At 66.1% G+C, this 23,048-nt stretch carries 21 protein-coding genes; 7 read left to right on the top strand and 14 right to left on the bottom strand.

All coding sequences use genetic code 11. From position 1 onward, the window contains the following. Window positions 1-2: 2 nt before the first annotated feature. The 9 genes from KYC_RS23180 to KYC_RS23140 all read right to left on the bottom strand — a co-directional run bounded on the left by KYC_RS23180 (window position 3) and on the right by KYC_RS23140 (window position 8,503). Entirely contained in the window at window positions 3-1,250 is a 1,248-nt protein-coding gene (locus tag KYC_RS23180) for a metal-dependent hydrolase family protein (protein WP_008167039.1), read from the bottom strand. Window positions 1,251-1,278: 28 nt separating this feature from the next. Further along, window positions 1,279-2,160 (bottom strand): ABC transporter permease, encoded by an 882-nt coding sequence (locus KYC_RS23175; RefSeq protein ID WP_008167037.1) that lies wholly within the window; start codon window positions 2,158-2,160, stop codon window positions 1,279-1,281. Window positions 2,161-2,169: 9 nt separating this feature from the next. Further along, window positions 2,170-3,216 (bottom strand): ABC transporter ATP-binding protein, encoded by a 1,047-nt coding sequence (locus KYC_RS23170; protein ID WP_008167035.1) that lies wholly within the window; start codon window positions 3,214-3,216, stop codon window positions 2,170-2,172. A 3-nt stretch (window positions 3,217-3,219) separates the two neighbouring features. Further along, on the bottom strand, window positions 3,220-4,065 hold the full coding sequence (locus KYC_RS23165; protein ID WP_100148362.1) for an ABC transporter permease: 846 nt from the start codon (window positions 4,063-4,065) through the stop codon (window positions 3,220-3,222). Between the two features lie 265 nt (window positions 4,066-4,330). Continuing rightward, on the bottom strand, window positions 4,331-5,479 hold the full coding sequence (locus KYC_RS23160; protein WP_008167032.1) for a hypothetical protein: 1,149 nt from the start codon (window positions 5,477-5,479) through the stop codon (window positions 4,331-4,333). Continuing rightward, entirely contained in the window at window positions 5,476-6,615 is a 1,140-nt protein-coding gene (locus KYC_RS23155; RefSeq protein ID WP_008167030.1) for a hypothetical protein, read from the bottom strand. The genes KYC_RS23160 and KYC_RS23155 overlap by 4 nt, the downstream gene beginning before the upstream one ends. A 16-nt stretch (window positions 6,616-6,631) precedes the next feature. Further along, complete coding sequence (locus tag KYC_RS23150; protein ID WP_008167028.1) at window positions 6,632-6,961, bottom strand: DMT family transporter; 330 nt, start codon at window positions 6,959-6,961, stop codon at window positions 6,632-6,634. Window positions 6,962-7,491: 530 nt separating this feature from the next. Beyond that, window positions 7,492-7,938: a hypothetical protein gene (locus KYC_RS23145; RefSeq protein WP_008167026.1), complete on the bottom strand. Its 447-nt coding sequence runs from the start codon at window positions 7,936-7,938 to the stop codon at window positions 7,492-7,494. Between the two features lie 94 nt (window positions 7,939-8,032). Continuing rightward, on the bottom strand, window positions 8,033-8,503 hold the full coding sequence (locus KYC_RS23140; RefSeq protein ID WP_008167024.1) for a hypothetical protein: 471 nt from the start codon (window positions 8,501-8,503) through the stop codon (window positions 8,033-8,035). 176 nt (window positions 8,504-8,679) lie between these two features. Between KYC_RS23140 and KYC_RS23135 the strand changes: the two genes are divergently transcribed. The 5 genes from KYC_RS23135 to KYC_RS23115 all read left to right on the top strand — a co-directional run bounded on the left by KYC_RS23135 (window position 8,680) and on the right by KYC_RS23115 (window position 14,403). Then, window positions 8,680-9,243 (top strand): hypothetical protein, encoded by a 564-nt coding sequence (locus KYC_RS23135; protein WP_008167022.1) that lies wholly within the window; start codon window positions 8,680-8,682, stop codon window positions 9,241-9,243. Window positions 9,244-9,355: 112 nt separating this feature from the next. After that, on the top strand, window positions 9,356-10,021 hold the full coding sequence (locus KYC_RS23130) for an RNA polymerase sigma factor (RefSeq protein WP_008167019.1): 666 nt from the start codon (window positions 9,356-9,358) through the stop codon (window positions 10,019-10,021). Window positions 10,022-10,023: 2 nt separating this feature from the next. Then, entirely contained in the window at window positions 10,024-10,632 is a 609-nt protein-coding gene (locus tag KYC_RS23125) for an anti-sigma factor family protein (protein ID WP_008167017.1), read from the top strand. Next, entirely contained in the window at window positions 10,629-12,086 is a 1,458-nt protein-coding gene (locus KYC_RS23120; RefSeq protein ID WP_008167015.1) for a caspase family protein, read from the top strand. Before KYC_RS23125 ends, KYC_RS23120 begins: the two co-directional genes overlap by 4 nt. Before the next feature lie 196 nt (window positions 12,087-12,282). Next, window positions 12,283-14,403, top strand: coding sequence for a TonB-dependent siderophore receptor (locus KYC_RS23115; protein ID WP_008167012.1), 2,121 nt, complete (start codon window positions 12,283-12,285; stop codon window positions 14,401-14,403). 49 nt (window positions 14,404-14,452) lie between these two features. On the opposite strand, the gene KYC_RS23110 is transcribed toward KYC_RS23115, so the two are convergent. From KYC_RS23110 to KYC_RS23095, 4 genes are all read right to left on the bottom strand, one after another. Further along, complete coding sequence (locus KYC_RS23110; RefSeq protein ID WP_008167009.1) at window positions 14,453-14,974, bottom strand: sigma-70 family RNA polymerase sigma factor; 522 nt, start codon at window positions 14,972-14,974, stop codon at window positions 14,453-14,455. Window positions 14,975-15,058: 84 nt separating this feature from the next. Continuing rightward, the gene (locus KYC_RS23105; protein WP_008167007.1) at window positions 15,059-17,464 is read right to left on the bottom strand and encodes a TonB-dependent siderophore receptor; all 2,406 of its coding nucleotides are present in this window, start codon (window positions 17,462-17,464) and stop codon (window positions 15,059-15,061) included. Between the two features lie 113 nt (window positions 17,465-17,577). Then, entirely contained in the window at window positions 17,578-18,573 is a 996-nt protein-coding gene (locus KYC_RS23100) for a FecR domain-containing protein (RefSeq protein WP_008167005.1), read from the bottom strand. Then, on the bottom strand, window positions 18,570-19,085 hold the full coding sequence (locus KYC_RS23095) for a sigma-70 family RNA polymerase sigma factor (RefSeq protein WP_008167003.1): 516 nt from the start codon (window positions 19,083-19,085) through the stop codon (window positions 18,570-18,572). Before KYC_RS23095 ends, KYC_RS23100 begins: the two co-directional genes overlap by 4 nt. Before the next feature lie 187 nt (window positions 19,086-19,272). Here KYC_RS23095 and KYC_RS23090 point away from each other — a divergent pair, with 187 nt between their 5' ends. Both KYC_RS23090 and KYC_RS23085 read left to right on the top strand, forming a co-directional pair. After that, window positions 19,273-19,656 carry a SecDF P1 head subdomain-containing protein gene (locus KYC_RS23090; RefSeq protein WP_043519132.1) on the top strand — a complete coding sequence of 128 codons (384 nt, stop codon included), beginning with the start codon at window positions 19,273-19,275 and terminating at the stop codon, window positions 19,654-19,656. A gap of 175 nt (window positions 19,657-19,831) precedes the next feature. After that, on the top strand, window positions 19,832-21,919 hold the full coding sequence (locus KYC_RS23085; protein WP_008166999.1) for a PhoX family protein: 2,088 nt from the start codon (window positions 19,832-19,834) through the stop codon (window positions 21,917-21,919). A 105-nt stretch (window positions 21,920-22,024) separates the two neighbouring features. Here KYC_RS23085 and KYC_RS23080 read toward each other — a convergent pair whose 3' ends face one another. Continuing rightward, window positions 22,025-23,002 carry a glycosyltransferase family 9 protein gene (locus KYC_RS23080; protein ID WP_008166998.1) on the bottom strand — a complete coding sequence of 326 codons (978 nt, stop codon included), beginning with the start codon at window positions 23,000-23,002 and terminating at the stop codon, window positions 22,025-22,027. Window positions 23,003-23,048: the final 46 nt, after the last annotated feature.

Raw genomic sequence — 23,048 nt, 5'->3', positions numbered from 1 at the left:
GCTTACACCCCCAGTCCGTTGTGTTCGATTTCCCCGCCCTTCATGATGAGGTCGATGTGTTCGCCCTGCCCCAGCAGGCAGGACAGGTCGCGGTACGGATTGCCATCCACCAGCAGCACGTCCGCCAGCGCGCCGGTCTGGATGCGGCCCAGCTGGCCCACCTGGTTCAGCACTTCGGCGGCGGTGGTGGTGGCGCACTGGATGACTTCCTGCGCGGACAGCACCTCGCGGCGGATACGGAACTCGTCGCTCTGCAGGCGCTGCGACGGCCCCAGCAGATCGGAGCCGTAGCCTATCTTCACGCCGGCCTTCTTGTAGATTTCCAGCGAGTGCAGGCCGGCGGTTCGCACGGTGGCGATCTTCGCGACGGAATCGGGCGGCAGGCCGTAGTCGGCCCCTTCATTGGCCAGCGCCTCGTAGGTGACCAGCGTCGGCACCACGAAGGCGCCCTTCTCCGCCATGAACCGCGCCACGCGCTCATCCACCAGGTTGCCGTGCTCGATGGTGCGCACGCCGTTGCGGATGGCGCGCTCGATCGCGTCCGCCGTGTACGAATGCGCCATCACATAGGTCTGGCGGCTGGCCGCCTCGTCGACGATGACGCGGATCTCTTCTTCCGAATAGCCGTAGGAGGCGATGGGATCAGTAGGCGACGCCACGCCGCCGGACGCCATCATCTTGATCTGGTCCGCGCCCATCTGCAGCTCTTGGCGCACGGCCTTGCGCACGTCGTCGATGCCGTCGGCCACCCGGCCGATATCGCCGGCCCGGAAGCAGCAGCCGCAGAAGCTCATAGGGCGCAGGTGATCGGAGCGCGGGCGCGGATCGCCATGGCCGCCGGTCTGGCTGATGGCGCGGCCCGAGATGAACAGGCGCGGCCCCTTTACTGTGCCTTCGTTGACCGCGCATTTCAGGCCCCAGCCCGCCCCGCCTGCGTCGCGCACAGTAGTGAAACCGCGTCGCAGCATCGCCGCCATGATGGGCACCGCCCGCATCATGACCAGTGCGTCGGGCAGCACGCCTTGCGTGCTCAGATTCAGCTGCGTGGCCAGCACATGCACGTGCAGGTCGATCAGCCCAGGCATCAGCGTGCGGCCCGCGGCGTCGATCACGCGGGCGCTGGCTGCGCCAATCGGCTTGTCCGACACTTCCTTGATGACGCCGTCCTCCACCAGCACATGGTGCCCTTCCAGCAGGTCGGGCTGCAGGGGATCGAGAAGGTTCGCATTCTTGAACAACACAGCGGACATGGAGGATTTCCTTGTTGTGGGATCGTGATCAGGACGCCATGGTCTTGATATAGCGGCGGTGGATCAGCCAGTTCGAAAACAGCGCGATAACGAGCGTGCCGCAGACCAGGATGACGGCCAGCGCGGCGCCGAACGGCCAGTTCGAGGCCTTGGTGATCTGGTCGTACAGCGCCGGCGCCATCATGGTCAGGCCGGAGCCGCCCAGCAGCACCGGGGTGGCGTACGCATTCATGCACAGGATGAACACCAGCATGGTGCCGGCCGCCACGCCCGGCGCGGCAATGGGCAGCACGATGCGGCGGAAGGTGGTGAAGAAGCTGGCGCCCACATTGCGCGCGGCCTCTTCCACCGACAGGTCCATGCCTTCCAGCACGCTTTGCAGCGTCAGGATCAGGTAGGGCATGACGACGGCGGTGGTGCCGATCACGACGGCCGTCGGCGTGTACATCAGCGTCAGCGGCTTGTCGATAAGGCCCAGCCCCTGCAGCACGGCGTTGACGACGCCGGCGTTGCCCAGCGCAACCATCCACCCGGCCGCCCGCACCACGTTTCCGACCATCAAAGGAAACACCAGCAGGATCACGAAGAGGCTCTTGTACCGGCTTTGCGTACGCGCCAGGAAATACGCCACCGGAAATCCCAGCACCAGCGCCAGCACCGTGCACAGCGCGGCGACGCCCAGGGTCGTGAAGAAGATGTCGCGATAGTAGGGATCGCCAAAGAATTTGGCGTAATTTTCGAAGGTAAAGGCGGTCTGCATCATCTCGACGGGATCGAAATGATTGAAGCTGTAGCGCGCCAGCTGGAGGATGGGAATCATGATGATCACCAGCACCACCAGCGAGGCCGGAAACGCCAGCCCCGGGCCCAGCCAGCGGCTGGGGCGTCCGTCCTGCGTTGCGGTCGTCATCGCGCCCCCCTATTGCGTGAACGCAACGCAGTCGTCGGGCTCGAAGCACGCATAGACGCGCGCGCCCGGCGCCGGCGGCGCGCCGCGCGCGCCACCATTGACGATCTGGCTGATCATGCGATCGCCGCCGTCGAGCTGCACCCGCACCTCCAGCACCGATCCCAGGTACAGCGACGATTCGACCACGCCCGCCAGCGCATTGGCGCCCGTAGGCTGGTCCTGCAGGCGGACCCGCTCGGGCCGCACCCCCACATGCGTCGCGCCGCCGCCGCCCGGCGCGGCGATCTGCTGGCCCGCCTTGGTCTGGAAGGTATTGTCCGCCTGGCCGCGTCCGGTAAAGACGTTCATCTTGCCCAGGAAGTCCGCCACGAAAAGATTTGCCGGACGCTCGTACAGCGTGTCGGGCGCGCCCACCTGCTGCACGATGCCGTCGTGCATGATGGCCATGCGGTCGGCGATCGCCAGCGCCTCTTCCTGGTCGTGCGTAACGAATACGGTAGTCAGGCCCAGGCGCTGCTGCAGGGCGCGGATCTCCTCGCGGACCTCCAGGCGCAGCTTCGCATCCAGGTTGGACAGCGGCTCATCCAGCAGGAAGACCTTGGGTTCGATGGCCAGCGCGCGCGCAATCGCCACGCGCTGCTGCTGCCCGCCGGAAAGCTGGCGCGGATAGCGTTCGCGCAGTTCAGTCATGCGCACCATGTCCAGCACGCGCCGGATGCGAGCGTCGCGGTCCGATTTCGGAACCTTGTGCATCTCCAGCCCGAACGCCACGTTCTCGGCCACCGTCATGTGCGGAAACAGCGCGTAGCGCTGAAACACCATGCCTGTGTCCCGCTTGTGCACGGGCAGCCGCGTGACGTCGGTTTCGCCGATGCGGATGCGCCCGGCCGTGGGCGTGATGAAACCGGCGATCATCCGCAGCGTCGTCGTCTTGCCGCAGCCGCTGGGCCCCAGGAACGTAACCAGTTCGCCTTCCGCGATTTCCAGGGAAAAATCCGACACCGCCACTGCCGCGCCAAACTGCTTGCGGATGTTTTCGATCGAGACCTTCGCCATTTCTTACACCACCTGACTCAGTTTCACATAGCGGTCGGTCACAAGCATGATGATGCCCAACAGCAGGATTTGCACGGAGGCCACCGACGCGATGGTCGGGTCCAGATTGAATTCGAGGTACTGCATGATCGCGATGGGCAGCGTGGTCCGGCCCGGGCCCACCAGCGACAGCGACAGTTCCAGGTTTTCAAAGGACACGACGAAGCTGAACAGCGCGGCCGCGACGATGGACGGCCGCAGCATCGGCAGTGTCACGCGCATGAATGCCACCGGCGCGCTGGCGCCGAGGTTGCGCGCCGCTTCCTCGATGGAGCCGTCCAGCCCCGCCATGCCCGCCGTGACAAGACGCACGGTCCAGGGAATCGTCAGGCACACGTGGGCGATGACCAAGCCGCCGAAGGTGCCGACCAGATCCTGATCCAGCACCTCTTCGGCGCGCAGGTAGAACAGGTAGATGCCCACGCCCGCGACGATGCCGGGAATCAGCAGCGGAGACAGCAGCAGCGTGTTGACGCCCTTGCTGCCCAGGAAGCGGTAGCGGGCGATGGCGACCGCGGCCAGCACGCCCATCGCCACGCCGATGAACGCGGCCACCAGCGACACCTGCAAACTGAACAGGAATCCATTGACGAACGCCGGGTTCTCCCAGGCTTTCACGTACCAGGACAGCGTGTAGCCGGATGGCGGGAAGTAAAGGATGGCGTCTTTGAAGAAGCTCAGCCAGACCACCAGCACGATGGGGCTGAGCATGAACGCATACATGAGGACGACGAAGACGCGGTGCAGCCACGTGGCCCACGGGATCACGCGCAATGGCTTTTCCCGCGAGGCCGCGACGGCTGAGTTCAAAGGAGGCGCGCTATGCAAATCCGGTTCCTTTCAGCAACTGCCGGCTCTGTTTGAAACTCCTCCGGAGACTCTTTGGCCCCTCTGGTTAACCAAAGGATATCGACGGGTTGCTGCGCGACTCAACTAGGGATAACCCACGGCAAGTCCAAACTCGCGGGTAATCCCTGCGCTCGCGTAAGAACAGGTGAAACCCGCCGCTGCGCGCACGCCGCGCAGGTGCAACCTGCGGAGAAACGCGTGCGGCTAGCGCTCGAATTCCAGGCCGCTAGGCCCTTGCTGCGCTGCCCGCGGCGAAAGGCGCGGCAACCTTCATCCACGCCGTCAGGGCCATCGCCATCAGGACCAGCAGCGAGGGATACAGCATGCTGAGATTGCGCGCCTCGCCCTCGGCGGCAAACAGCAGGAACAACTGAACATTGACGGCCAGGGCCGCCAGCACGTGCAGGCGGAATGCCGCCGGCAGACGGCCCCAGCCCGTGGCGGCCACGCCCGCGATCATCAGCACCATCACGGCGCTCAAGCCCTTGGGCAGCGCGATACCGTAGGTGCTTTCTGTGCGGAACCAATTGCCCGGGTCCAGGAAATAGATCAGATTCGCGCCCGGCTGAAAACTAACCGTACCGCCAGGGTTGCCCGCGTAGCGCACGCGCAGCGCCAGATACACGCAGCCGCAGATGAACACCAGAATGCCCACGACGCCAGCCGCCTTGATCCGCGACAGGCTCAGCCGCAGGATCGGATACAGCGTCGCCGCGAAGAAGAAGAATGCCTCCTTGTTCCAGCTAGCGATGGCGGCAACGATGGCCAGCAAGCCCAGGCGCGCCGCCGCGCGGACCGGCGCTTCCACGGGAATGCGCCAGGCCAGCAGCATCGCACAGGCCATGAACAGCAATTCGAAGAAATCGTAGAAGTAGCCGCCTTCGGTCAGGTAGAACGGCAGCAGCAAGGCGACGACCAGGGGCGCGGCCGTTGCCGCCGGCGCGCTTGCCCCCGCCCTCAGGCACAGCGCGCGCATCGCGAACAGAGACCCGAGCAGTGCCAGGAAAGTCAGGTAATAGACGATGTGATAGCGCAGCGTGACCGGCGCCAGCATGGCCTCGGAGGCCGGGTAGCGCATCGCCAGCCCCGACCGGCTGTTCACGCGCCGCGGGTCCGCCAGCCGCTCGGAGAGGCGTTCGACCGTCGCTGCTGGCAGCAGGGCCTGTATGCCATTGGCGATAGCAGGCGCGAATTGCCGGTAGACATAGGGCCGGTATGCCGTGCCGTCCACCATCGAAGCCAGCGATTGCGGGGCGCGGCCGTCGTTCAATCGCCACTTCGTATAGAACCCATTGAACGCCGCGGCGGCGACCATCACGTAAAGCAGGGCCAACAGGAAGCGGCGGTAGCCCACGCTATTGAAAAAACGGATCATCGAACTTCCAGGGTTGCGCCGGGATTCGCGCCGGACTGCGGCGCCATCCATTTGGCCAGTGCGAGCGCCAGCAGGCACAACAGGGACGGATACAGCATGCTCAGGTTGCGCATTTCGCCGGGCGAGCAGAACAGCACGAACAGCGGCAGGTTGATGGCCAGCACCAGCTTCGCGTGCCGGCGCAGGGCCGGCGCCAGGCGCGTCCAGCCGTTGACGGCGATGCCGGCAAACGCCAGCAGGCCCACCAGGCTAAAACTACGCGGCAACAGCACGCCGTAGGTGTTTTCCGTGCGCAGCCAATTGCCCGGGTCGACGTAGAAGCGCAAGTTGTCCCAAAGCTGAAAATCCGCGGTCGATCCGGGATTGCCCGCATAGCGCGTGCGAAGCGCCAGATACACGCAGCCGCAGATGAACATCAGCAGCGTCACCAGCCCGGCCGCCTGAATTCGCGACAGATTGCGGCGCAGCAGCGGGTACAGGGCCGGCGTGAAAAAGAGGAAGGCTTCCTTGTTCCAGGCCGCCAGGCCCGCCAGCGCCAGCAGGGCAGCAAGGCGCAGCGGCGTTCCACGCGAGACGCCCATCGCCAGCACGATGGCGCTCATCATGAAAAGCACCTCGACGAAATCGTAGAAATAGCCGCCTCCGGTCAGGAAAAATGGCAGCATCAGCGCGAACACCGCGGGCGCAGCCGTCGCGGACGCCGCGGGTGCCCCGGCTTGCAGGCATACGCGCCGCATAACGAACAACGCCGCCAGCAGGGCCAGGAACGTCAGGTAGTAGACCAGGTGGTAGCGCAGGGTGACGGCGGGCGACAGCGCTTCCGAAGCCGGATAGCGCATTGCCAGGCCCGACCTGCTGTTCACGCGCCGCGGTTCGGACAGGCGTTCGGACAGGCGCGCCACGGTCGCCTGCGGCAGCAACGCCTGGATGCCGTTGGCCAACGCCGGCACCAACTGGCGATAGACGTAGGGGCGATGGGCCGTGCCTTCGACCATCTGCGACAGCCCCAACGCCGGATGGCCATCATTGAGCCGCCATTTCGTGTAGAAGCCATTGATCACGGCGGCCGCGACCACGACATAGGCGCAGGACAACAGGAACCAGCGATAGCCCGCACTGCTGAAGAAGCGTTTCATGGATTGCTCGCGCGCCCTATCGGGACATCAGGAAGACGCCGACCGCGATGCAGGCCGCCCCCGCCATCCGCATGGCGGAGATGGATTCCGCGCCCGACACCAGGCCGTAGAGAAAAACGCCCACGATCGCACACGCCACCATGAGCGGGTAGGCCAGGGTCAAGTCGAGCTGGCGCAGCGCCAGCGCGTAGAGGGCGAAGCCCAGCCCGTATGCGCCGACCGCGCCCAGGTAGGGGAGCGCCTGCGCCGTCAGGGTCGCCTGCGCCGAACCGGCGCCTGCGGCCTTGAGCGCCACGCTGGCCGCCACGCTGCAGGCCCCGCTGAGGATCAGCCACAGATATGCCATGTTCACGTCCCCACAAGTAGAACCACTACCGCCACCCGGACCAGCACCACGATGCGAATCTGGCTGCCGGCGAGCAGATCCCGGCAGGGGCTTCCCGCCCGACCCGCCTCAGTACAGTTGATAGATGTAGCGAAAGACGCCGAAAGCCACAATGGGCAAGGACGTGACCAGATGCTGCGCGCCACGCGACGCGACGGCTTAGGCGTCCCCGTTTTACGGGCCGTAGGCAAGCAGGGGCGCGCTGGCGGTAATGGCCGCCAGGATGTCCAGCAATTGCGGCGAATAGTGGCGCAATCACGCGCGTAGGGTCTGGAAACTGCGATTGTGTAGCCATGCTGCCTTCGCGACGGAACCCGGCCGATCCAGGCCGTCACAAACTATGCCGGAAAAAAGGCCGGATTCTGTACGCACTTGCGTAATCTCAGACTCCGGCCTGCATGAACGCTGCGGCAAATTCAATTGCCCACCGCGTCAAGTCATTTGTCATCACCCGGCAGCCTGTTGCCCACTGAGCGCCGCCGCGCTTGCCGCTACAGCGAATACTTGTAGTCGCAGTTCAGCGTGGCCTGCAGCGGCGTGGCGTAGCCGCTGGCCTCCTTGCCGCCGGGACGCGGAGCCAGCAGCCTGGCCTGGAAAGCCCCCGCCATATCGCCGTCCGCATTCTTTTTCACCGCCACCGTGGACGGCAGCGCGTATAGGGTCAGCGCCTGGCCGTCGTACGGCGCGATCAGTGTGAATACCGACTGCGGAAAATTCGCCACCACGTAGCCGGGCGAATTGTCGGACGTGAACTTCAGCGTGGACTTGACGTAGGTCAACGTCAGCGCCAGTTCATCCGACGACGGCGAGGGGATGACGCCAGCCAGCGCCACCTTGCCGCTTTCCGACACGCAGGACAGCGACGCCGGCGCGGAACCGGCATGGGCCGCGCCCGCCAGGATCATCAGGGTCAGAAAGCAGGCGGCGCGAGCGGTCATCGTGGGTTCCATGGAGATTGGACGAGGCAAGGGGCAAGTGTAGGCGCAAAGCGCCGCCCCGGCCGCGCGTGACCGCCGCCGCGCGGCGGATCGTTCAATCCGCCGATCGCGCGGCGCCCTCCTTCAGCTCGAGCGCCTCCTTGAGCAGCTCGCGGGCGCCATGACGGATGGCGGAAACGCAGCGCGCAAGAATGCCGCGCAGCAGGTCTTCGGACGGCAACTGGTCCGCTGCGGCGATAACGGCCTCGATCGCCGCCGACACGCGGCTGGCCGCGTCGCCGCCTCCTTGCGGAAGGGTCAGCTTGACGGCCTTGCAGCGGTGGTTGACGGTATTGAGCACCTCCAGCAGGGTGTCCTTGCTCATGCCCAGCTCTTCGGCAGAGACGAAGTTCGGGTAGATCAGACGCATGAACTCCGGATCTTTCTCGGTCAGGCTGAAGTACATGGTGCCCAGATCGGGATGGCGGAACAGCACGTCGCCGTCTTCATCCACCTGTGCAACCAGGCCCAGCTCTTCCTGGACGACACGTTGATAAAGAGCGGCGAGCGGGGTGGTGTTGGACATGTTTGGATTCTCCGTGGGGTTGGAAGGCGGCGGGAAAATCCGCGCCCTTGCCTATCGCTACGTTCCGGTCCGGAAAAGGTTCGGAAAAAAACGCCGGAAATATATCAAACCTTTTTGGCGGCCACGCGTAGTCCTTCATGCAGGCATCCGCCTTCCCAACCCGAAAAGGAATCCCCATGCAAGGAAAAGAATTGCGCGACGTGCTGGCACTGGCAAAGACCCATGGCGCCCGCATCCACCGTGGCGACGGCATCGCCGCACTGCTGTTCCTGTTGGCCACCACCGTGCTGTCGGCGATTACCGTGCGCATGATGGGATCTCACGCCAGCCTGAGTTTCTATGAACTGCTGCGCCTGCTCAATAGCGGCGACGTGCAAGGGGCGATGGTCGGCCGGGGCTCGGGCGCCGGCTGGTATGCGCTGCTGTGGCTGCTTGCCGTCGCCGGCCCCCTGCTGCCATCGCTGCTGCCGCGGCGCGCCGCAAGCCTCGGCTACTTCGCGCCGCTGGCGCTGTGGGGCATCGCGCTGGCGGGCGTCATCGCCCAGGTGCGCGAACTGATGAGCGCCAGCCGCCAATTGGCGGGCTTCCTGGGCAGCTCGCGCGCCAGCCGCAGCATGGCGCAGGACATGGCATCGACCATCTGGAGCAGCCTGAGCTTTGGCCTGGGCCTCTATCTGTCGCTGGCGATCGCCCTGGGCCTGGCCGTCCGCGGCATCTTCGTCCTGCGCCGCCGCGCTTGATTTTCCGGCCCTGCGCGGCTAAGGTTCCGCTGCCCTCGCCCGGGCAGGCTGCGGCGCCTTCGCGTCGCCGGGCCTGCGCGCTGCGACGGGTCCGGCCACCAGAATCCTCACCATGAACACGCTAGATCCCAAGCGTTACGTCATCAACAACGTCGACGCGCTGCTGCGCATCCTGCATGCCGATCCCCGCTATGCGCTGGACTTCCGCAACAAGGCCGAACAGCACATCACGCTCAAGCTGCGCAAGAAATTCTTCAACGCCTCGCCGGACGGCGTGGTGGACGCCTTCAACAATGCGCTGATGAAATTCCTGCAGGCCCGCACGTTCCGCGACGAGGGCTTTCTCGCCGGCCAGCCGGCCGAAGGCTGGTCGGCGCACGAGCTGGCGCTGGGCAAGCTGGGCGGCTATCTGTATCGCGGATCCCTGCATGAGCTGATCCAGGCGCACCGCCGCATCCGGCAAGAGGTGCAGTGGAAGCAACCGGCGCAAGACGACTTGCTGGACGACAACGCCCTGGACGAGATTGAAACGTTGAGCGATCCCTCGCCGTTCGCGGATCCCGCCCGCGCCTACGAGCACCTGTCGGTGATCCGGCGCATGCGCGCCTGCCTCGACAAGCTCAGCGATACGCTGCGCGCCACCATGTTCCTGTACCTGGACGAAACGCCGATGGAACAGATCGCCAGGCTGCAGGATCTGCATGTGCCCACCGTCAAGAGCCGCCTGCACGCCGCGCGCAAGCTCGTGGCCGATTGCACGCGCAAAGGAATGGATTGACCATGGCTGAAGACAGAATCCTGTCCTACCTGTCCGGCGAATTGGACGACGACGCCTGCCGCGCCTTTGAAGCCCAGCTGGCGCGCGATCCCGCGCTGCGGGCAGAGGTCGAGGAATGGCGCGCGCTGGCGCAGGCGCGCCAACTGGCGCACAACGAGATCGGACAGGCCGGCCGCGACAGCGCCTTCCTGCGCGCGCTGGCCCAAAGCCAGCAACCCGCGCCTGCACGGCAATCCGCCGGGCGCCGTCTCTGGCGCTGGTTGTGGCCGGAGACTTCCCGTTTGCTGATGCCCATGGGCTGGGCGCTGGCCGTCATGCTGTCGGTAACGCTGGCGCTGCAGGCGCCGCCCGATGAACTGGCGCCCGGCGGCACGCTCACCCGCGGCGGCGGCTCCTGCCCGACGCTGACGGTGGACCTGCCCGATGGCGTCACCGCCCGGCAGCTGCGCAACACGCTGGCCCAGTACGCCGTGGCCATCGTCGCCGGCCCCGACGCGGACGGCCGCTTCCTGCTGGCCGCCCCGCGCGAATCGTCGTTGCGCGATGCGGCCGAGGCGCTGGGCGCGCTGTCCGCGACGCCCGGACCGGCTGGCGAGTGCCCGCGTCCATGAACGCTTTCAAGGCTCCCATGAAAACCCGGGCGGCTTTCGCCGTCCGCCGTCGCCTGCTCGCGGCCGCGCTGGCCGCCCTGGGCGCCGACACGATGCGCCCACTGACCAGCTACGCCTCCACGCCAGCACCCCTGCCCGCGCCGCTTCCGGCTAAGCGCAAATACGCGCTGGTCATCGGCAACGCGCGCTACGCCGTCGCCGCCAACATCCTGACCAACCCCGTCAACGACGCCCGCCTCATCGCCGACTCCCTGCGCAAGCGCGGCTTCGACGTCGCCATGCTGACGGACGTCACCACCACGCAAATGGAAGCCGCCGTCGACGAGTTCGCCGGGCGCGCCGCGGACGCGGACCTGGCCTTGGTCTACTTCGCCGGCCACGCCGTGGCGGTGGACGACGTGAACTATCTGTTCGGCGTTGAACTGCCGTTGCCGCTGGCCGAGGTGCGCATTCGCGCCGCGCAGCAGAACTCCCTGAGCCTGCGACGCGTATCGCAGACGCTGCGCCGCGCCGGCATCCGGGCGCGCCTGCTGGTTCTGGACGCCTGCCGCACCAATCTGACGCGCGGCGCCCCGGCGGCCGGGCTGGTCCATACCGTCCCGGCGGGCGGCGAACTGATCGCATTCTCGACGCAGCCCGGCGCAACGGCCGAGGACGGCTTTGGCCGCGACGGCCCTCGCCACAGTCCCTACGCCTTTTATTTCGCGCAAGGACTGGACACGCTGCCCGCGTCGGCGCCCGTGGAAAACTTCTTCAAGCAACTGACGGGCGATGTGCAGGTCGCCACCGCGTACCGGCAGGTCCCGCATTACGCGAGCAGCCTCGTCGGCGCCGTCACCTTCACCAGCCTGGCCGACGGCCAGACGCCCGCAACGCCCGGCGGCCAGCCTCCACAGCCTGGCAGGGGCCCCTCGCCCACGCTGGGACGCGACCTGATCAAGGCCCGCATGAGCGCGTGGGAATACGAGATCGAGCGCGGTGCGCAATATCTGGACGAACCGCGGCTCGAATCTCTGGTCGCGCGCGCCAGGGCCGGCGACGTCGTGGCCATGACCACATTGGGGCTGGTCGCCGAAAACGGCGACCACGTGGAACAGAACTACCAGACCGCCGCCCTCTGGTACCAGCGGGCGGCCGACCAGGGCTTCGCGCCCGCGCAAACCTACCTGGGCGAGCTTACCGGGATGGGCCGGGGCGTTCCCAAGAACTACAACGCGGCCGAGCGGCTGTTCCGCGCCGCCGCCGAGGCCGGCCATCGCCGCGCCGCGCTGGACCTGCTGGACCTGAAGGTGCGCATGGGCGAACCCGTCGATCCGCGCGAGTGGACAGCGGTGCTGCAGGACGCCGTGCGCAATCCGCCGGGCTTTCCGCAGCCCGGCATGCCGCCCATCCAGGGATTGCCGGACACGCCGTGGATGCGGGCGCTGGGCGTGCGGCCGCCAGCCCAGCCCTGAGTGTCGGGGACCGCGCAGCGCCGGTCCCGGCCGCCAATCAGGCAACCATCGCTTCGGGCTTAAACGGACAGGCCCCTCGTTCGTCTAGCAATAGGACTTGGATCTGCTGCCGCGCGCACGCGATCCGCTCCGCCGACGAGGCCCACCCTTACCCGACCGTCCGATGACAACTTCCAAGATCGCGCCGCGAGCGCGCATGCGCCAAAGGCGCTACCCGCTGCTGCTCGGCCTGGCGCTGGCCGCGCCCACGCATGCGCAGCCAGCCCCTCCCAACACGCAGGGCGTGCAAACGCTGCCTTCCATCAACGTCCGCGGCGACGCACCGGATAACGCGGCCACGGGTCCGATCCAGGGCTATGTGGCACGCGAAACCACCACCGGCAGCAAGACCGCGACGCCGCTGCTGGAGATCCCTCAGTCGGTCTCCGTCGTGGGGGCCGAGGAAATGCGGGATCGCGCCGTGCAGACGGTCTCACAGGCAATTCAGTACGTGCCGGGCGTGCAGATCACGAACTTCGGCGGCGCGGAAGTCCGCAACGACTGGATCGTGCTGCGCGGCTTCGATGCCAAGCTGACCGGAGACTTCCGCGACGGCCTCAGCCAGCTTCCCTACGACCAGATCCGGGCCCGTACCGACCCCTATGCGCTGGAGCGCGTGGAAGTCATCCGCGGTCCATCGTCCGTGCTGTACGGCCAGGTGGCGCCGGGCGGGCTGGTGAATCGCATTACGAAGCGTCCGACCGACGAGGCGTTCGGCGAGGTCGTGCTGCAGGCCGGCAACTTCGACCGGCGCCAGGCCGCGTTCGACATAGGCGGACCGATCGACCAGGACGGAAAGTACCTGTACCGCATGACCGGCATCCTGCGCGATGCGGGCACCCAGGTCAAATACGATTCCAGCCACCGCTATCCGGACGACCTGGCCTACATCGCTCCCGCCTTCACCTGGCGGCCGAACGCCGACACGTCGCTGACGCTGCTGACCAACTTCCAGCGCGATCGCACAGATGGCGAGTCGCGCCCTGTGTATCCCACGCATGTGCCGGTCGGGGACTACGACTTCAACAGGTATGACCGCAGGCAGTACGCCATCGGCTATTTGCTGGAACACCGCTACAACAACGCGCTGACGCTGCGCCAGAATGCGCGCTACCAATACGGAAAACTGGACCAGCGCGATCTCTACAATCTGCGCCTGCGGCCGGACGGACACACCATTCAGCGCTACGCGCTGGTCTCCAAGGAAAGCGCCGACGGCGTCGTGATCGACAACCAGGCGGAGTACCGGTTCCAGCTGGGACGCGTCTCGCACACTTTGCTGGCGGGCCTGGACTACAAGTTCCAGGACGGCCAGCAGTGGTATCGCCAAGGCATGGCGCCCGATCTGGATCTGGATAATCCGGTCTACGGCCAGAATATCCCGTACCCATCCGCGGCAAACACCATCATCGACCAGAAAGACGTGAACCGGCAGCTGGGCGTTTACGTGCAGGATCAGATCAGGGTCGACAAGGTGGTCGTGACCCTGGGCGGCCGGCAGGACTGGGCGCGCGGATCCAGCCGCAACCGCCTCACGGACACCACTGTCGAGCAGCGCGACACGGCCTTCACCGGCCGCCTTGGCCTGGCCTACCTCTTTGATTCCGGCGTCACGCCCTACGTCAGCTACTCAACGTCGTTCCTGCCGCAGAGCGGCGTCAGCATGGACAGCACGCCGTTCAAGCCAACCCGGGGAGAGCAGTACGAGTTCGGCGTGAAGTACCAGCCTCCCGGATCCAACAGCCTGGTTGCGATCTCGGTGTTCGACCTGACGCAGCGCAACGCGCTGACGCCGGATCCGCGCAACACGAACTTCAGCGTCCAGACGGGGGAAATCGGATCGCGAGGCATCGAGCTGGAGGGCAAGGCGAACCTGACGCGCGGCCTCGACCTGATTGCGTCGTACACATTGAACGACGTCAAGGTGAATAAGAGCAATAACCCGGCGGAAGAGGGCAACACGCCCATCGTCACGCCGCGCCACATGGCTTCGGCGTGGATGAACTACACCTTGCCCGACACGGTCTTCAAGGGCCTGGGCTTCGGCGCGGGCGTGCGCTACATCGGCAAGACCTACGTCAACGTGGCCAACACCATCGAGAACGGATCCTCGTTCATGGTGGATGCCGGCGTGCATTACCAGGTGGATGGCTGGCGGTTCGCGGTTGATGCGACCAACCTCTTCAACCGGGAAACCATCGTTTGCCGCAACAACACGCTGAACTGCCGCTATGGCCTTGAGCGGACGGTGATCGCATCCGTCGCCTACCGCTGGTAGCAGCCGAACCGCCCGCCGGCGCCAGCGCGACGGCGGGCGGCTGCCCGGACTATCCAGGCAACAGATATTCTCTGCAGGGGCTCAGCTCGGCATCGGCGTCGCGGATCATGAAGTTGACCAGCGTGGCCGACACGCCGAGCTCGCGCGCCACATCCCGTTGCGAGCAACCTTCGAACCGATGCAGTTCGAACGCCCGGCGCGTGCGCGAGGACATCCTGGCCAGGGCTTGCGCCGCGAGCGCCAGCGCCTGGTGACTTACCGCCGCGTCCTCCGCCACCGCGTTCGACACCGCATGCTCCACGCCATCATGCCCCGCGAACAGGCGCGACTCCAGGGCGCGCCGCCGCAGGTAGTCGATGGCGAGGTGGCGGACGGTCTGGAACAAATAGGCCACCGGCTCGCGCAGGTCTTCCGGCGCGGGACGCTCAAGCAGTTTCAGATAGGCGTCCTGCACCACATCGTCTGCCAGGTCTCTTGATCCGAGTATGCGCGCCGCCGTATGCAGCAGCTGCCGGCGGTGCGTCTGATACAGGGCGGCCAGGGTATCCCTGGCGCAGGCCGCGTGCGGCATGATGCCTCTCCTCTTTTCTGGGCCCCGCGGCCGACCCGGCTGCGGCGATTCCCTTGCAATGCGGAAGTTGCCGTCGCGGCAGGCTCAATAGCGGTACGCCACGGCGGCAAGCACCGTGCGTTCGACGCCATAGCGGCAATTGACGCGGTCGTTTCGGCAGACCACGGCTTCTTGATTGAACAGATTCATTGCGTCGACGGAGAAGCGCCAGGCGCCCGCGTCATAGGCCAGCTGGGCGTCAAACACCGTGGCGCCGCGGTTCTTCATCGTGTTCGCCACATCCACGTAGGTCGACCCGATGTAGCGCGCCCCCAAGCCGGCCTGCCAGCCGGCCAGGGCCCCGCGCGAGAACCGGTGACCCACCCAAAGCGCCGCCATGTGGCGCGGTGTGACGATGGGCGTCTTGCCCTGCCCGCCGTCGTTGCTGGATTCGTTGGTGACGAGGTTGTACGTGTAGGCGGCCACCAGGTCCCAGCCCTCGCGCGCGCTGATCTTGGCCTCGAGTTCGAGGCCCCGGGATCGCAGGCGCCCCGACTGCACGCTGAAGCCCGCATGCGCCGGATCCGGATCGGCAGACAGCGCATTGCGCTGATTCAGATCGAAGACCGCGAGCGTATAAAGGTCCCGCGAGTCCGGGGGCTGATACTTCATTCCCGCCTCGACCTGCCTAGATTCCGCCGGAGAAAACGGCGATCCGCCAAAGTCGGTTCCGGGTTGCGGCAGAAAGCCCGTGGCATAACTGGCGTAGGGCGCGGCGCCTGAAGCGAAGGCATAGGAGACGCCCGCCCGCCAGGTCAACGCGTCGTCGCGTGCGCGGACACGGGTTCCCGCCAGATGATCGTCCGTCTCGTCGGCCAGGCGGTCGTGGCGCACGCCCAGCGTCAGCGTCCAGTCGCCTGCCTGGATCTGGTCCTGCAGGTACAGGCCCATTTGCGTACTGACCTGGCGCAGGTCCAGGATGGCCTGATCCGCACCGGGCATGGCGATCGGCTGGTTGTAAACCGGATTTTCGATATCCAGCGCGGGCGCCGCGGCCTGGCGATACTCCTGGCGGCCCGTCAGTCTGCGGTAGTCCAGCCCAGCCAGCACGGTGTGCCGAAGGCCTGCGCCTTCGATAACGCCTTCGATCTGAGTATCCACCGCCACGCCGTCGGCGCGTTCGCGCGCCGCAAGCTGCATGCGGGCGAGCGTGCGCCCGTCGCCGCCGAGCGCCAACGGATAAAGGTTGCGAAGTGTCGCGCTGCCGGACTGATAGCGCGCGTTCTGCCGGACCATCCAAGCATCGCCGATGCGATGCTCGAAAAGGTAGCCCACGCTGTGGAAGTCACGCTCGTTCCGGTCATAGCCGTAGTCGCCCACCAGCGTCCGCGTCGGGTAGTAGGCGCGCGACTCGCCATCGTTGCGGTCGCGCTGGTAATGCGCCAGAACGGTCAGCGACGTATCCGCGCCGCCCCATCGGAATGCCGGCGCGACATATGCCAGGTCGTCGCGGTAGCGGTGGCCATCGTCATACTTGTCCTGCGTGCCGGCATCCCGCAGCGTGGCGGTCAGCCGGTAACTGGCGCGGCCGCGCTCGCCAGCGGCGCCGCCCAGATCCAGAAAAGCCTGGCGATTGTCGAAAGACCCGGCCTGCACCGCTATTTCCCGCAGTTCCACATCCGTCGGGCGCTTGGTCACCCGATTGACGATGCCGCCCGGCGCCACCTGCCCATACAACGAAGAAGAAGGCCCGCGCACCGCCTCGATGCTCTCCAGCGCGTAAGCGGGCACGCGCGCGCGGATCTGGTCGTAAGGCATCTGGCTCAGGCCGTCGCGGTAATCGCCCGTCAGCTTCGCGTCGAAGCCGCGCAGCACAAGCCAGTCGTTGCGCACCTCGTTGCTGCCGAAGTTATTGACCTGCACCCCGGGCGTGTACTGCAGGGCCTGTGTCACCGTGCGCGCGGCACGGGCCTGCATTTCCTGGGCCGTCACCACGGACACGGACTGCGGAATTCGATTGATCGGGGTCGCGGTCTTGGTGGCGGCCGTGGCGGAGCGCGCCACGAAGCCATCGGCGCCGACCGCCGCGCCCTCCACCCGGGTCAGGGGCAGCAACTCGGCTGAAGGCGTCCACGCCGGCAGAACCTGATAGCTCCCGGGCAGGTCCTGACGCGCCTCAAGGCCATGGGCGGAAAGCACTTGCTCAAACGCCTGCTCGACGGTGTAGCGACCATTAAGGCCATCGCTGGAAAGGTCGCGCGTGAGCGCTGGGTCGAAGTAGACCAGCACGCCGGCCTCGCTGGCGATCCGCTGCAACACGCTCACCAACGAGCCAGCCGGCACCGCGTAGGGCTGGCTGAGGCTGGCGCGCGCCGCCGGCGCATCCAGCGCGGCGACGGACTTCCCCGCCAGCGCCGCCAGCGCCAGCACCGCCGCGAAGGCCCAGGTGTGCCCGCCCGTCCTCTTGCGGGGACGAGTCGCGCGCAAGCCGTCGCGTCTCATGCTGGCCATGTTTTCCGATGTCGGTATGTTGAATTTCGGTCCTGTTCACCAAGGAGGACACGCGAAAAGCCAAAACCGGAAAGGCCCGCGGATTTTTTTTGTAAGGCTCGCGTCCCCCAGGCTCAGGCCGGGGCAGAGACCACGACCCAATACGGCGTGCGGCGAGTAATGCCGACCTTCAACAGCCGGCCCACCGCGTCCAGCACCCTGTCCGTGTCTTCCAGGGGAAACAGGCCGGAGACCCTCAGGCGGCCAGCACGCTCGTCGCACGAAATCACACCGGGCCGGTATCGGCTCAGTTCCTCCAGGAACAGGGCCAGCGGCATGTCGTCGGCGGCCAGCTCCCCCCGTAGCCAGGCCGTGTCGCCAGCGCCCACTGGACCGGCCAGGTCTACCCGCTGCCGGGTGCATCGCGCGGTCTGTCCTGGCGCCAGCGTCAGGGCGGCGCCGGCACGCTCCGAAGGTTGTATTTCCACCGCGCCCTCAAGCAGCGCGACATGTACGGCATCGGCCCGCAGGCGCACCGCAAAGCGCGTGCCCCGCGCCGTTATGCGGCCAAAGGCGGTATCGACACGGAACGGCATGGCGGCGTAGCCCGGCGCGCGGCCCGTGGCGACCAGAAGTTCCCCGCGCCGCAGGCTCAGGATGCGCGCTCCCGCCTCGAAGCTGGCATCAACACGCGTATCCGTGTTGAGCGTGATCCGGGTTCCATCCTCCAGGACCGCGTCGCGCCGCTCGCCCACGCCGGTGGCGTAGTCCGGCGAAATACGCAGCCAGCGATTCCTGTCGGCAGCCCAGAGCGCCGGACCGATGCACGTTGCCGCAAAGGCGGCCGCAAACAGAACCTTGCGCCGGCCCTTCTGGTGGCGTCCGGCCGACAGCGCTTCATAGGCGGCCTTTGCCGGCAGGTCGCGCATCCGCGCGTCGGCAAGCGCCAGATGGGCCCAAGCGCGTTCGTGGTCGGGATCGGCGGCCCTCCAGTCCCGCCAGGCGCGCTTGTCTTCCTCGGTCTGCGCGCCGGACAGGAAAAGCACGTACCAGCGCGAGGCCTCTTGCGCCACCCGCGGCGCCAGGGGCAAGCCGCCCGCGTACATCGTACCGGGGGCCTGGCGGCTCATGCGGAATGTTCCTGGGCAAAAAAGCACGCCTGCACGGCGCGCACCATGTAATTGCCTACTGTGCGCGTCGTCACGCCCAAGCGCAATGCGATGTCTTCGTACTTCATTCCTTCCAGCTGCGCCAGCAGGAATGCCTCGCGCGCCTTGGCCGGCAAGGCGTCCAGGGCCCTGTCGATCGCGCACAGCGTCTCCAGCACCTGCCGGCGTTCCTCGGGGCTGGGCGCGAGCGTCTCGGGCAGGCTGGCAAGGGTATCCAGATAAGCACGCTCGATCGCTTCCCGCCGGTAGTGGTTTGCCAGCAGGCGACGCGCGATTGTCGCCAAAAACGCCTTGGGCTCCAGCAAGGCCGGCGTCTCCCTGGCCGTCAGAATGCGGACGAACGTATCCTGCGCCAGATCGGCGGCCGCCTCCTCCCCGCCCATGCGTCGACGCAACCAGCCCGCCAGCCAGGAGTGATGTTCGGCATAGAGCGTCTCCGCCTGGCGGTGCAAACTCGCATCGCTGCTGGACATGGCATGGATCCCCAAGTTTTTGCTGCCTGGCGCGGATGCCAGAAAATGGCAATGATAACCATTATCCATTGACTGCGGCAGCCTCTCCCCTTGCCGGCGGGGACCGCGGCGCTTTGCTCGCCAGGCGGCGCAGGGTGCAGGCGCGACATCGGCTAGGATGGAGGCGGTCTATCAGAAGGAGTTCACCATGCCCTCATTGAGACACGCCGCATGGACGGCAGCGATCGCCGTCCTCCTGCCCTTGGCCGCGCATGCCGAGTCGGTCGTGCTGCAGGTCGAGCAGGCCACCCCCGGCGCCGATCCGCACACCAACGCCCGCGTCGTCGACATCAAGCTCAAGCCCGACAGCACGAAGGCGCTGGCCGATTTCACCCGAGACCGCGTAGGCAAGCGCATCCAGTTCCGCTCGAACGGCATCCTGTTGTCCTCGGCCACCTTGATGAGTCCGCTCGAAGGAGACAGCCTGCGCATCACGGCCGGCGAACATGGCTTTGCCGGCAAGTCGGCCGAGGAGATCGCCCAAGGCATCATGAAAGGCGGCGGCCTGACCCTGGACGACGAGAACCGCTAGCCGCGCTCTCGCTCCCACGCCGCCAAGGCTGACGCCGCGAAAACGGCGTCAGCCTTTTGTTTTTGACATGCAGTTGGAACCACGCGGAGTTTCAGTCATCTGTCATTAACCTTTCACTTCGGACTTCTAGTATTGCTCGTCCCCATCGGGCACAGACCCAACGCCAGGAGTTCAAATGAGCAAGTCCATCTCCGACAAGACCGTCCGCAACCCCAGCCAGAGCAGCCCCTTCAGCGAGATTCTGGAAAAGAACATGTCCCGCCGCATGGTCATGCGCGGCGGCATCGCCGCCGCCTTCGCGACGATGACCAGCCTGGGCCTTGCCGGCTGTAATAGCAGCGATGACGATGACGACGCCGTGGATGGCGGCAACCCGAACCCCACGCCGGAAGTGCCCGGCGAACAGCCCGCGGCCCCGGTCAAGCTGGGCTTCGAGTCCCTGCCCACGTCGATGACCGACGCCTGCGTCGTCCCCGCCGGCTACATCGCCCACGTGTTCGCCCCGTGGGGCACGCCATTCAACGACAACGCCAATCCCTGGGACCGCAACGGCAACAACACCTCGGCGGACCTGCTCAATTCCACCGGCATGCACCATGACGGCATGCATTATTTCCCGATCAACGGCAGCTCCACCGAAGGCCTGCTGGCGGTCAACCACGAATACATTGATCAGAAGACGTTGCACCCCACCGGCGCGACCCTCGTGGCCGGCAAGCGTCCCATCGAGGAAATCCGCAAGGAAATCAACGCGCATGGCGTGGCAATCCTGCACGTGCGCCGCGAGAACGGCCGCTGGAACATCGTCCACAACTCCCGCTACAACCGCCGCTTCACGTCGGCAACGCCCATGAAGCTGGCCGGTCCGGTGGGCGGCACGGACTGGGTCAAGACCCCGTACTCACCCAACGGCACGATGGTGCGCGGCACCAACAACAATTGCGGCAACGGCTACACGCCCTGGGGCACCTACATCACCGCTGAAGAAAACTGGGCCGCCTGCTTCGTGAACACGGGCACCCAGCCGCGCGAGCAGTTGCGCGTAGGCGTGTCCGACGACGTAGGCCGCTACCTTTGGGAAACGGGCGCCGCCGATCCGCTGGAAGTCCAGGGCGAATTCGCGCGCTTCAACGTCACCGAAAGCGGCGCCGACTTCACGCAGGACTGGCGCAACGAAGTCAACGGCTTCGGCTATCTGGTTGAGATTGATCCGTTCGACGAAAACAGCATCGCCACCAAGCGCACCGCGATGGGCCGCTTCGCCCATGAGGGCTGCGCCTACGGCAAGCCGGAAGCCGGCAAGCCCCTGGCCTTCTACAGCGGCGACGATTCGCGCTTCGAATACATCTACCGCTTCGTCTCGGAAGCCGTGTGGGATCCGAAGGACGCCGAACGCACCGACCGCCTCGCTGTCGGCGCCAAGTATCTCGACAAGGGCACGCTGTACGTTGCGCGCTTCGACGCCGACGGCACGGGCGAATGGATCGCCCTGACCGGCGCCACCGTTGGCGCGGGCGGCCGCACGCTGGCCGATGAATTCGGCAGCCTCGAGAACATCATCATCAACACGCGCGGCGCGGCCGACTTCGTCGGCGCCACGCCGATGGACCGCCCCGAATGGACGGCCACGCACCCGACCAACGGCGACATCTACCTGACGCTGACGAACAACAGCAGCCGCAATGCCGGCAAGGGAACCAACCCGCCCAACCCGCGCCTGAACAACGTCAACGGCCACATCGTGCGCTGGCACGACGAGCCCGGCTCGACCAAGTTCAAGTGGGACATCTTCGTGTTCGGCTCCGATGCCGGCGCCGACGCCGACACCAACCGTTCCGGCCTGACCACGCTGAACCAGCTGGCCAGCCCCGACGGCCTGGGCTTCGATCCGCGCGGCATCCTGTGGATCCAGACCGACAACGGCATCGACGGCGGCCGCAACAACAACGTGGCCAAGGCGACCAACGACCAGATGCTGGCCGTGATCCCGGGCGCGCTGGCCGACAGCACGGGCACCGGCCCCGCGATCAACGCGACCAACCAGGCCGACCTGCGCCGCTTCTTCGTCGGCCCGAACGAGGCCGAAGTCACCGGCTTTGCCTTCACGCCGGACTACACCACCATCTTCCTGAACATCCAGCACCCGGTGAACTGGCCGGCCTACGATACGGACGATGCGACGACCGCCACCACGGGCACCGTGCGCGCGCGTTCGTCGACGGTGGTGATCCAGCGCGCCGACGGCGGACCGCTAGGCGTCTGATGACGCGCCCGGGCGGGGTAGCGGGTTCACCCCGCCCGCAAGCGTGAAAACAGCCACCTTCGGGTGGCTTTTCTACATGCGGGAAAGGTAGCGGAAATGCCCTGATCACCAGATGCCGACCGCGTCGACGCTCGCATAATCGGATAGCAGCGGCTCCTCAAGCACGGCCAGGCAGGCCTGGAAAACGCGATCCGCAGGGATTGAATTGATGCCGGCCGATACGTCTTGCGGCACGACTGCCCGGGTGTACTCACGGGCCCAGAACCACTCCGGATTGGAATCATTGAACACGCCTACGTAAGGCACGCAGACGCCCTGTGCAATGTGGGATGGGCCACAGTCGTTTGAAACGATCAAGCGTGCGTGCTGCATCAGCGCCGCCAACTCGGCCACCGGCCGGCAGAACGCCAGACGAAAATCCCGCCGCTGCATGCGCGCCAGGCGTTCATGCTCGGCGGCTTCTGCGGGTCCAAGAACAAATGTGAACTCCGCGCACCCTCCGAGCTGCGCCTGGAGCATGTCTGCCAGGGCCAGGTAGCGATCCAGCGACCACCGCTTGAATTCGCCCGATCCGCCTCCTGGAATCAACACGATTTCCGCCGGCTTCACCTTGCCTTCGCACGGCGCTGCGATCTGGGAAAAGCACTCGCGGGCGGTGGACTGCGCGTCGTGCCCGCGGAGGGTTTCCAGCAACCGCAGGTTGGCCAGGCCGATGTACTCGCGGATGTCCTTTGTGTAGGAATGCGTCCACACGCAATCGCCCAGCCTTCGGTTCTTGAAACCCATGCGCAGCGCGGGCCGGCGCAACAGGTTGATCAGCGCGAAACGCTCGCTGCTATGGTGCAGCGACAGGGACGCACACGCACCGCTGGGAAGCGCCTTGAGCTGGTCGCCGAACGCATCGGCGCAAACGAATTCGTCAACCCAAGGCAAGCTGGTGTAGTAATGCCCCACTTCATACCGGGACACCACCCGAATCCGCCTGTCAGGCCACCATTTCTTCAGCAGATAAAGCGCGGGAAACGCGACAACCTGATCGCCATATCGCGACTGGCTTCGGACAAAAACGACAATATCGGACATGACCCCTGACTCATAGGAATTGAGCGCGGACTCGGACAACGCGCGG

Origin of the sequence: Achromobacter arsenitoxydans SY8 (assembly GCF_000236785.1) — a bacterium.
In the GTDB taxonomy this organism is placed as follows: domain Bacteria; phylum Pseudomonadota; class Gammaproteobacteria; order Burkholderiales; family Burkholderiaceae_B; genus Achromobacter; species Achromobacter arsenitoxydans.
This window is presented reverse-complemented; position numbering and strand designations above follow the sequence as displayed.

Excerpts from the sequence above, each read along its gene's own strand:
- KYC_RS23180 (WP_008167039.1), bottom strand. The coding sequence starts at position 1,250 with ATGTCCGCTGTGTTGTTCAAGAATGCGAACCTTCTCGATCCCCTGCAG.
- KYC_RS23175 (WP_008167037.1), bottom strand. The coding sequence starts at position 2,160 with ATGACGACCGCAACGCAGGACGGACGCCCCAGCCGCTGGCTGGGCCCG.
- KYC_RS23170 (WP_008167035.1), bottom strand. The coding sequence starts at position 3,216 with ATGGCGAAGGTCTCGATCGAAAACATCCGCAAGCAGTTTGGCGCGGCA.
- KYC_RS23160 (WP_008167032.1), bottom strand. The coding sequence starts at position 5,479 with ATGATCCGTTTTTTCAATAGCGTGGGCTACCGCCGCTTCCTGTTGGCC.
- KYC_RS23155 (WP_008167030.1), bottom strand. The coding sequence starts at position 6,615 with ATGAAACGCTTCTTCAGCAGTGCGGGCTATCGCTGGTTCCTGTTGTCC.
- KYC_RS23150 (WP_008167028.1), bottom strand. The coding sequence starts at position 6,961 with ATGGCATATCTGTGGCTGATCCTCAGCGGGGCCTGCAGCGTGGCGGCC.
- KYC_RS23145 (WP_008167026.1), bottom strand. The coding sequence starts at position 7,938 with ATGACCGCTCGCGCCGCCTGCTTTCTGACCCTGATGATCCTGGCGGGC.
- KYC_RS23140 (WP_008167024.1), bottom strand. The coding sequence starts at position 8,503 with ATGTCCAACACCACCCCGCTCGCCGCTCTTTATCAACGTGTCGTCCAG.
- KYC_RS23135 (WP_008167022.1), top strand. The coding sequence starts at position 8,680 with ATGCAAGGAAAAGAATTGCGCGACGTGCTGGCACTGGCAAAGACCCAT.
- KYC_RS23130 (WP_008167019.1), top strand. The coding sequence starts at position 9,356 with ATGAACACGCTAGATCCCAAGCGTTACGTCATCAACAACGTCGACGCG.
- KYC_RS23125 (WP_008167017.1), top strand. The coding sequence starts at position 10,024 with ATGGCTGAAGACAGAATCCTGTCCTACCTGTCCGGCGAATTGGACGAC.
- KYC_RS23120 (WP_008167015.1), top strand. The coding sequence starts at position 10,629 with ATGAACGCTTTCAAGGCTCCCATGAAAACCCGGGCGGCTTTCGCCGTC.
- KYC_RS23115 (WP_008167012.1), top strand. The coding sequence starts at position 12,283 with ATGCGCCAAAGGCGCTACCCGCTGCTGCTCGGCCTGGCGCTGGCCGCG.
- KYC_RS23110 (WP_008167009.1), bottom strand. The coding sequence starts at position 14,974 with ATGCCGCACGCGGCCTGCGCCAGGGATACCCTGGCCGCCCTGTATCAG.
- KYC_RS23105 (WP_008167007.1), bottom strand. The coding sequence starts at position 17,464 with ATGGCCAGCATGAGACGCGACGGCTTGCGCGCGACTCGTCCCCGCAAG.
- KYC_RS23100 (WP_008167005.1), bottom strand. The coding sequence starts at position 18,573 with ATGAGCCGCCAGGCCCCCGGTACGATGTACGCGGGCGGCTTGCCCCTG.
- KYC_RS23095 (WP_008167003.1), bottom strand. The coding sequence starts at position 19,085 with ATGTCCAGCAGCGATGCGAGTTTGCACCGCCAGGCGGAGACGCTCTAT.
- KYC_RS23090 (WP_043519132.1), top strand. The coding sequence starts at position 19,273 with ATGCCCTCATTGAGACACGCCGCATGGACGGCAGCGATCGCCGTCCTC.
- KYC_RS23085 (WP_008166999.1), top strand. The coding sequence starts at position 19,832 with ATGAGCAAGTCCATCTCCGACAAGACCGTCCGCAACCCCAGCCAGAGC.
- KYC_RS23080 (WP_008166998.1), bottom strand. The coding sequence starts at position 23,002 with ATGTCCGATATTGTCGTTTTTGTCCGAAGCCAGTCGCGATATGGCGAT.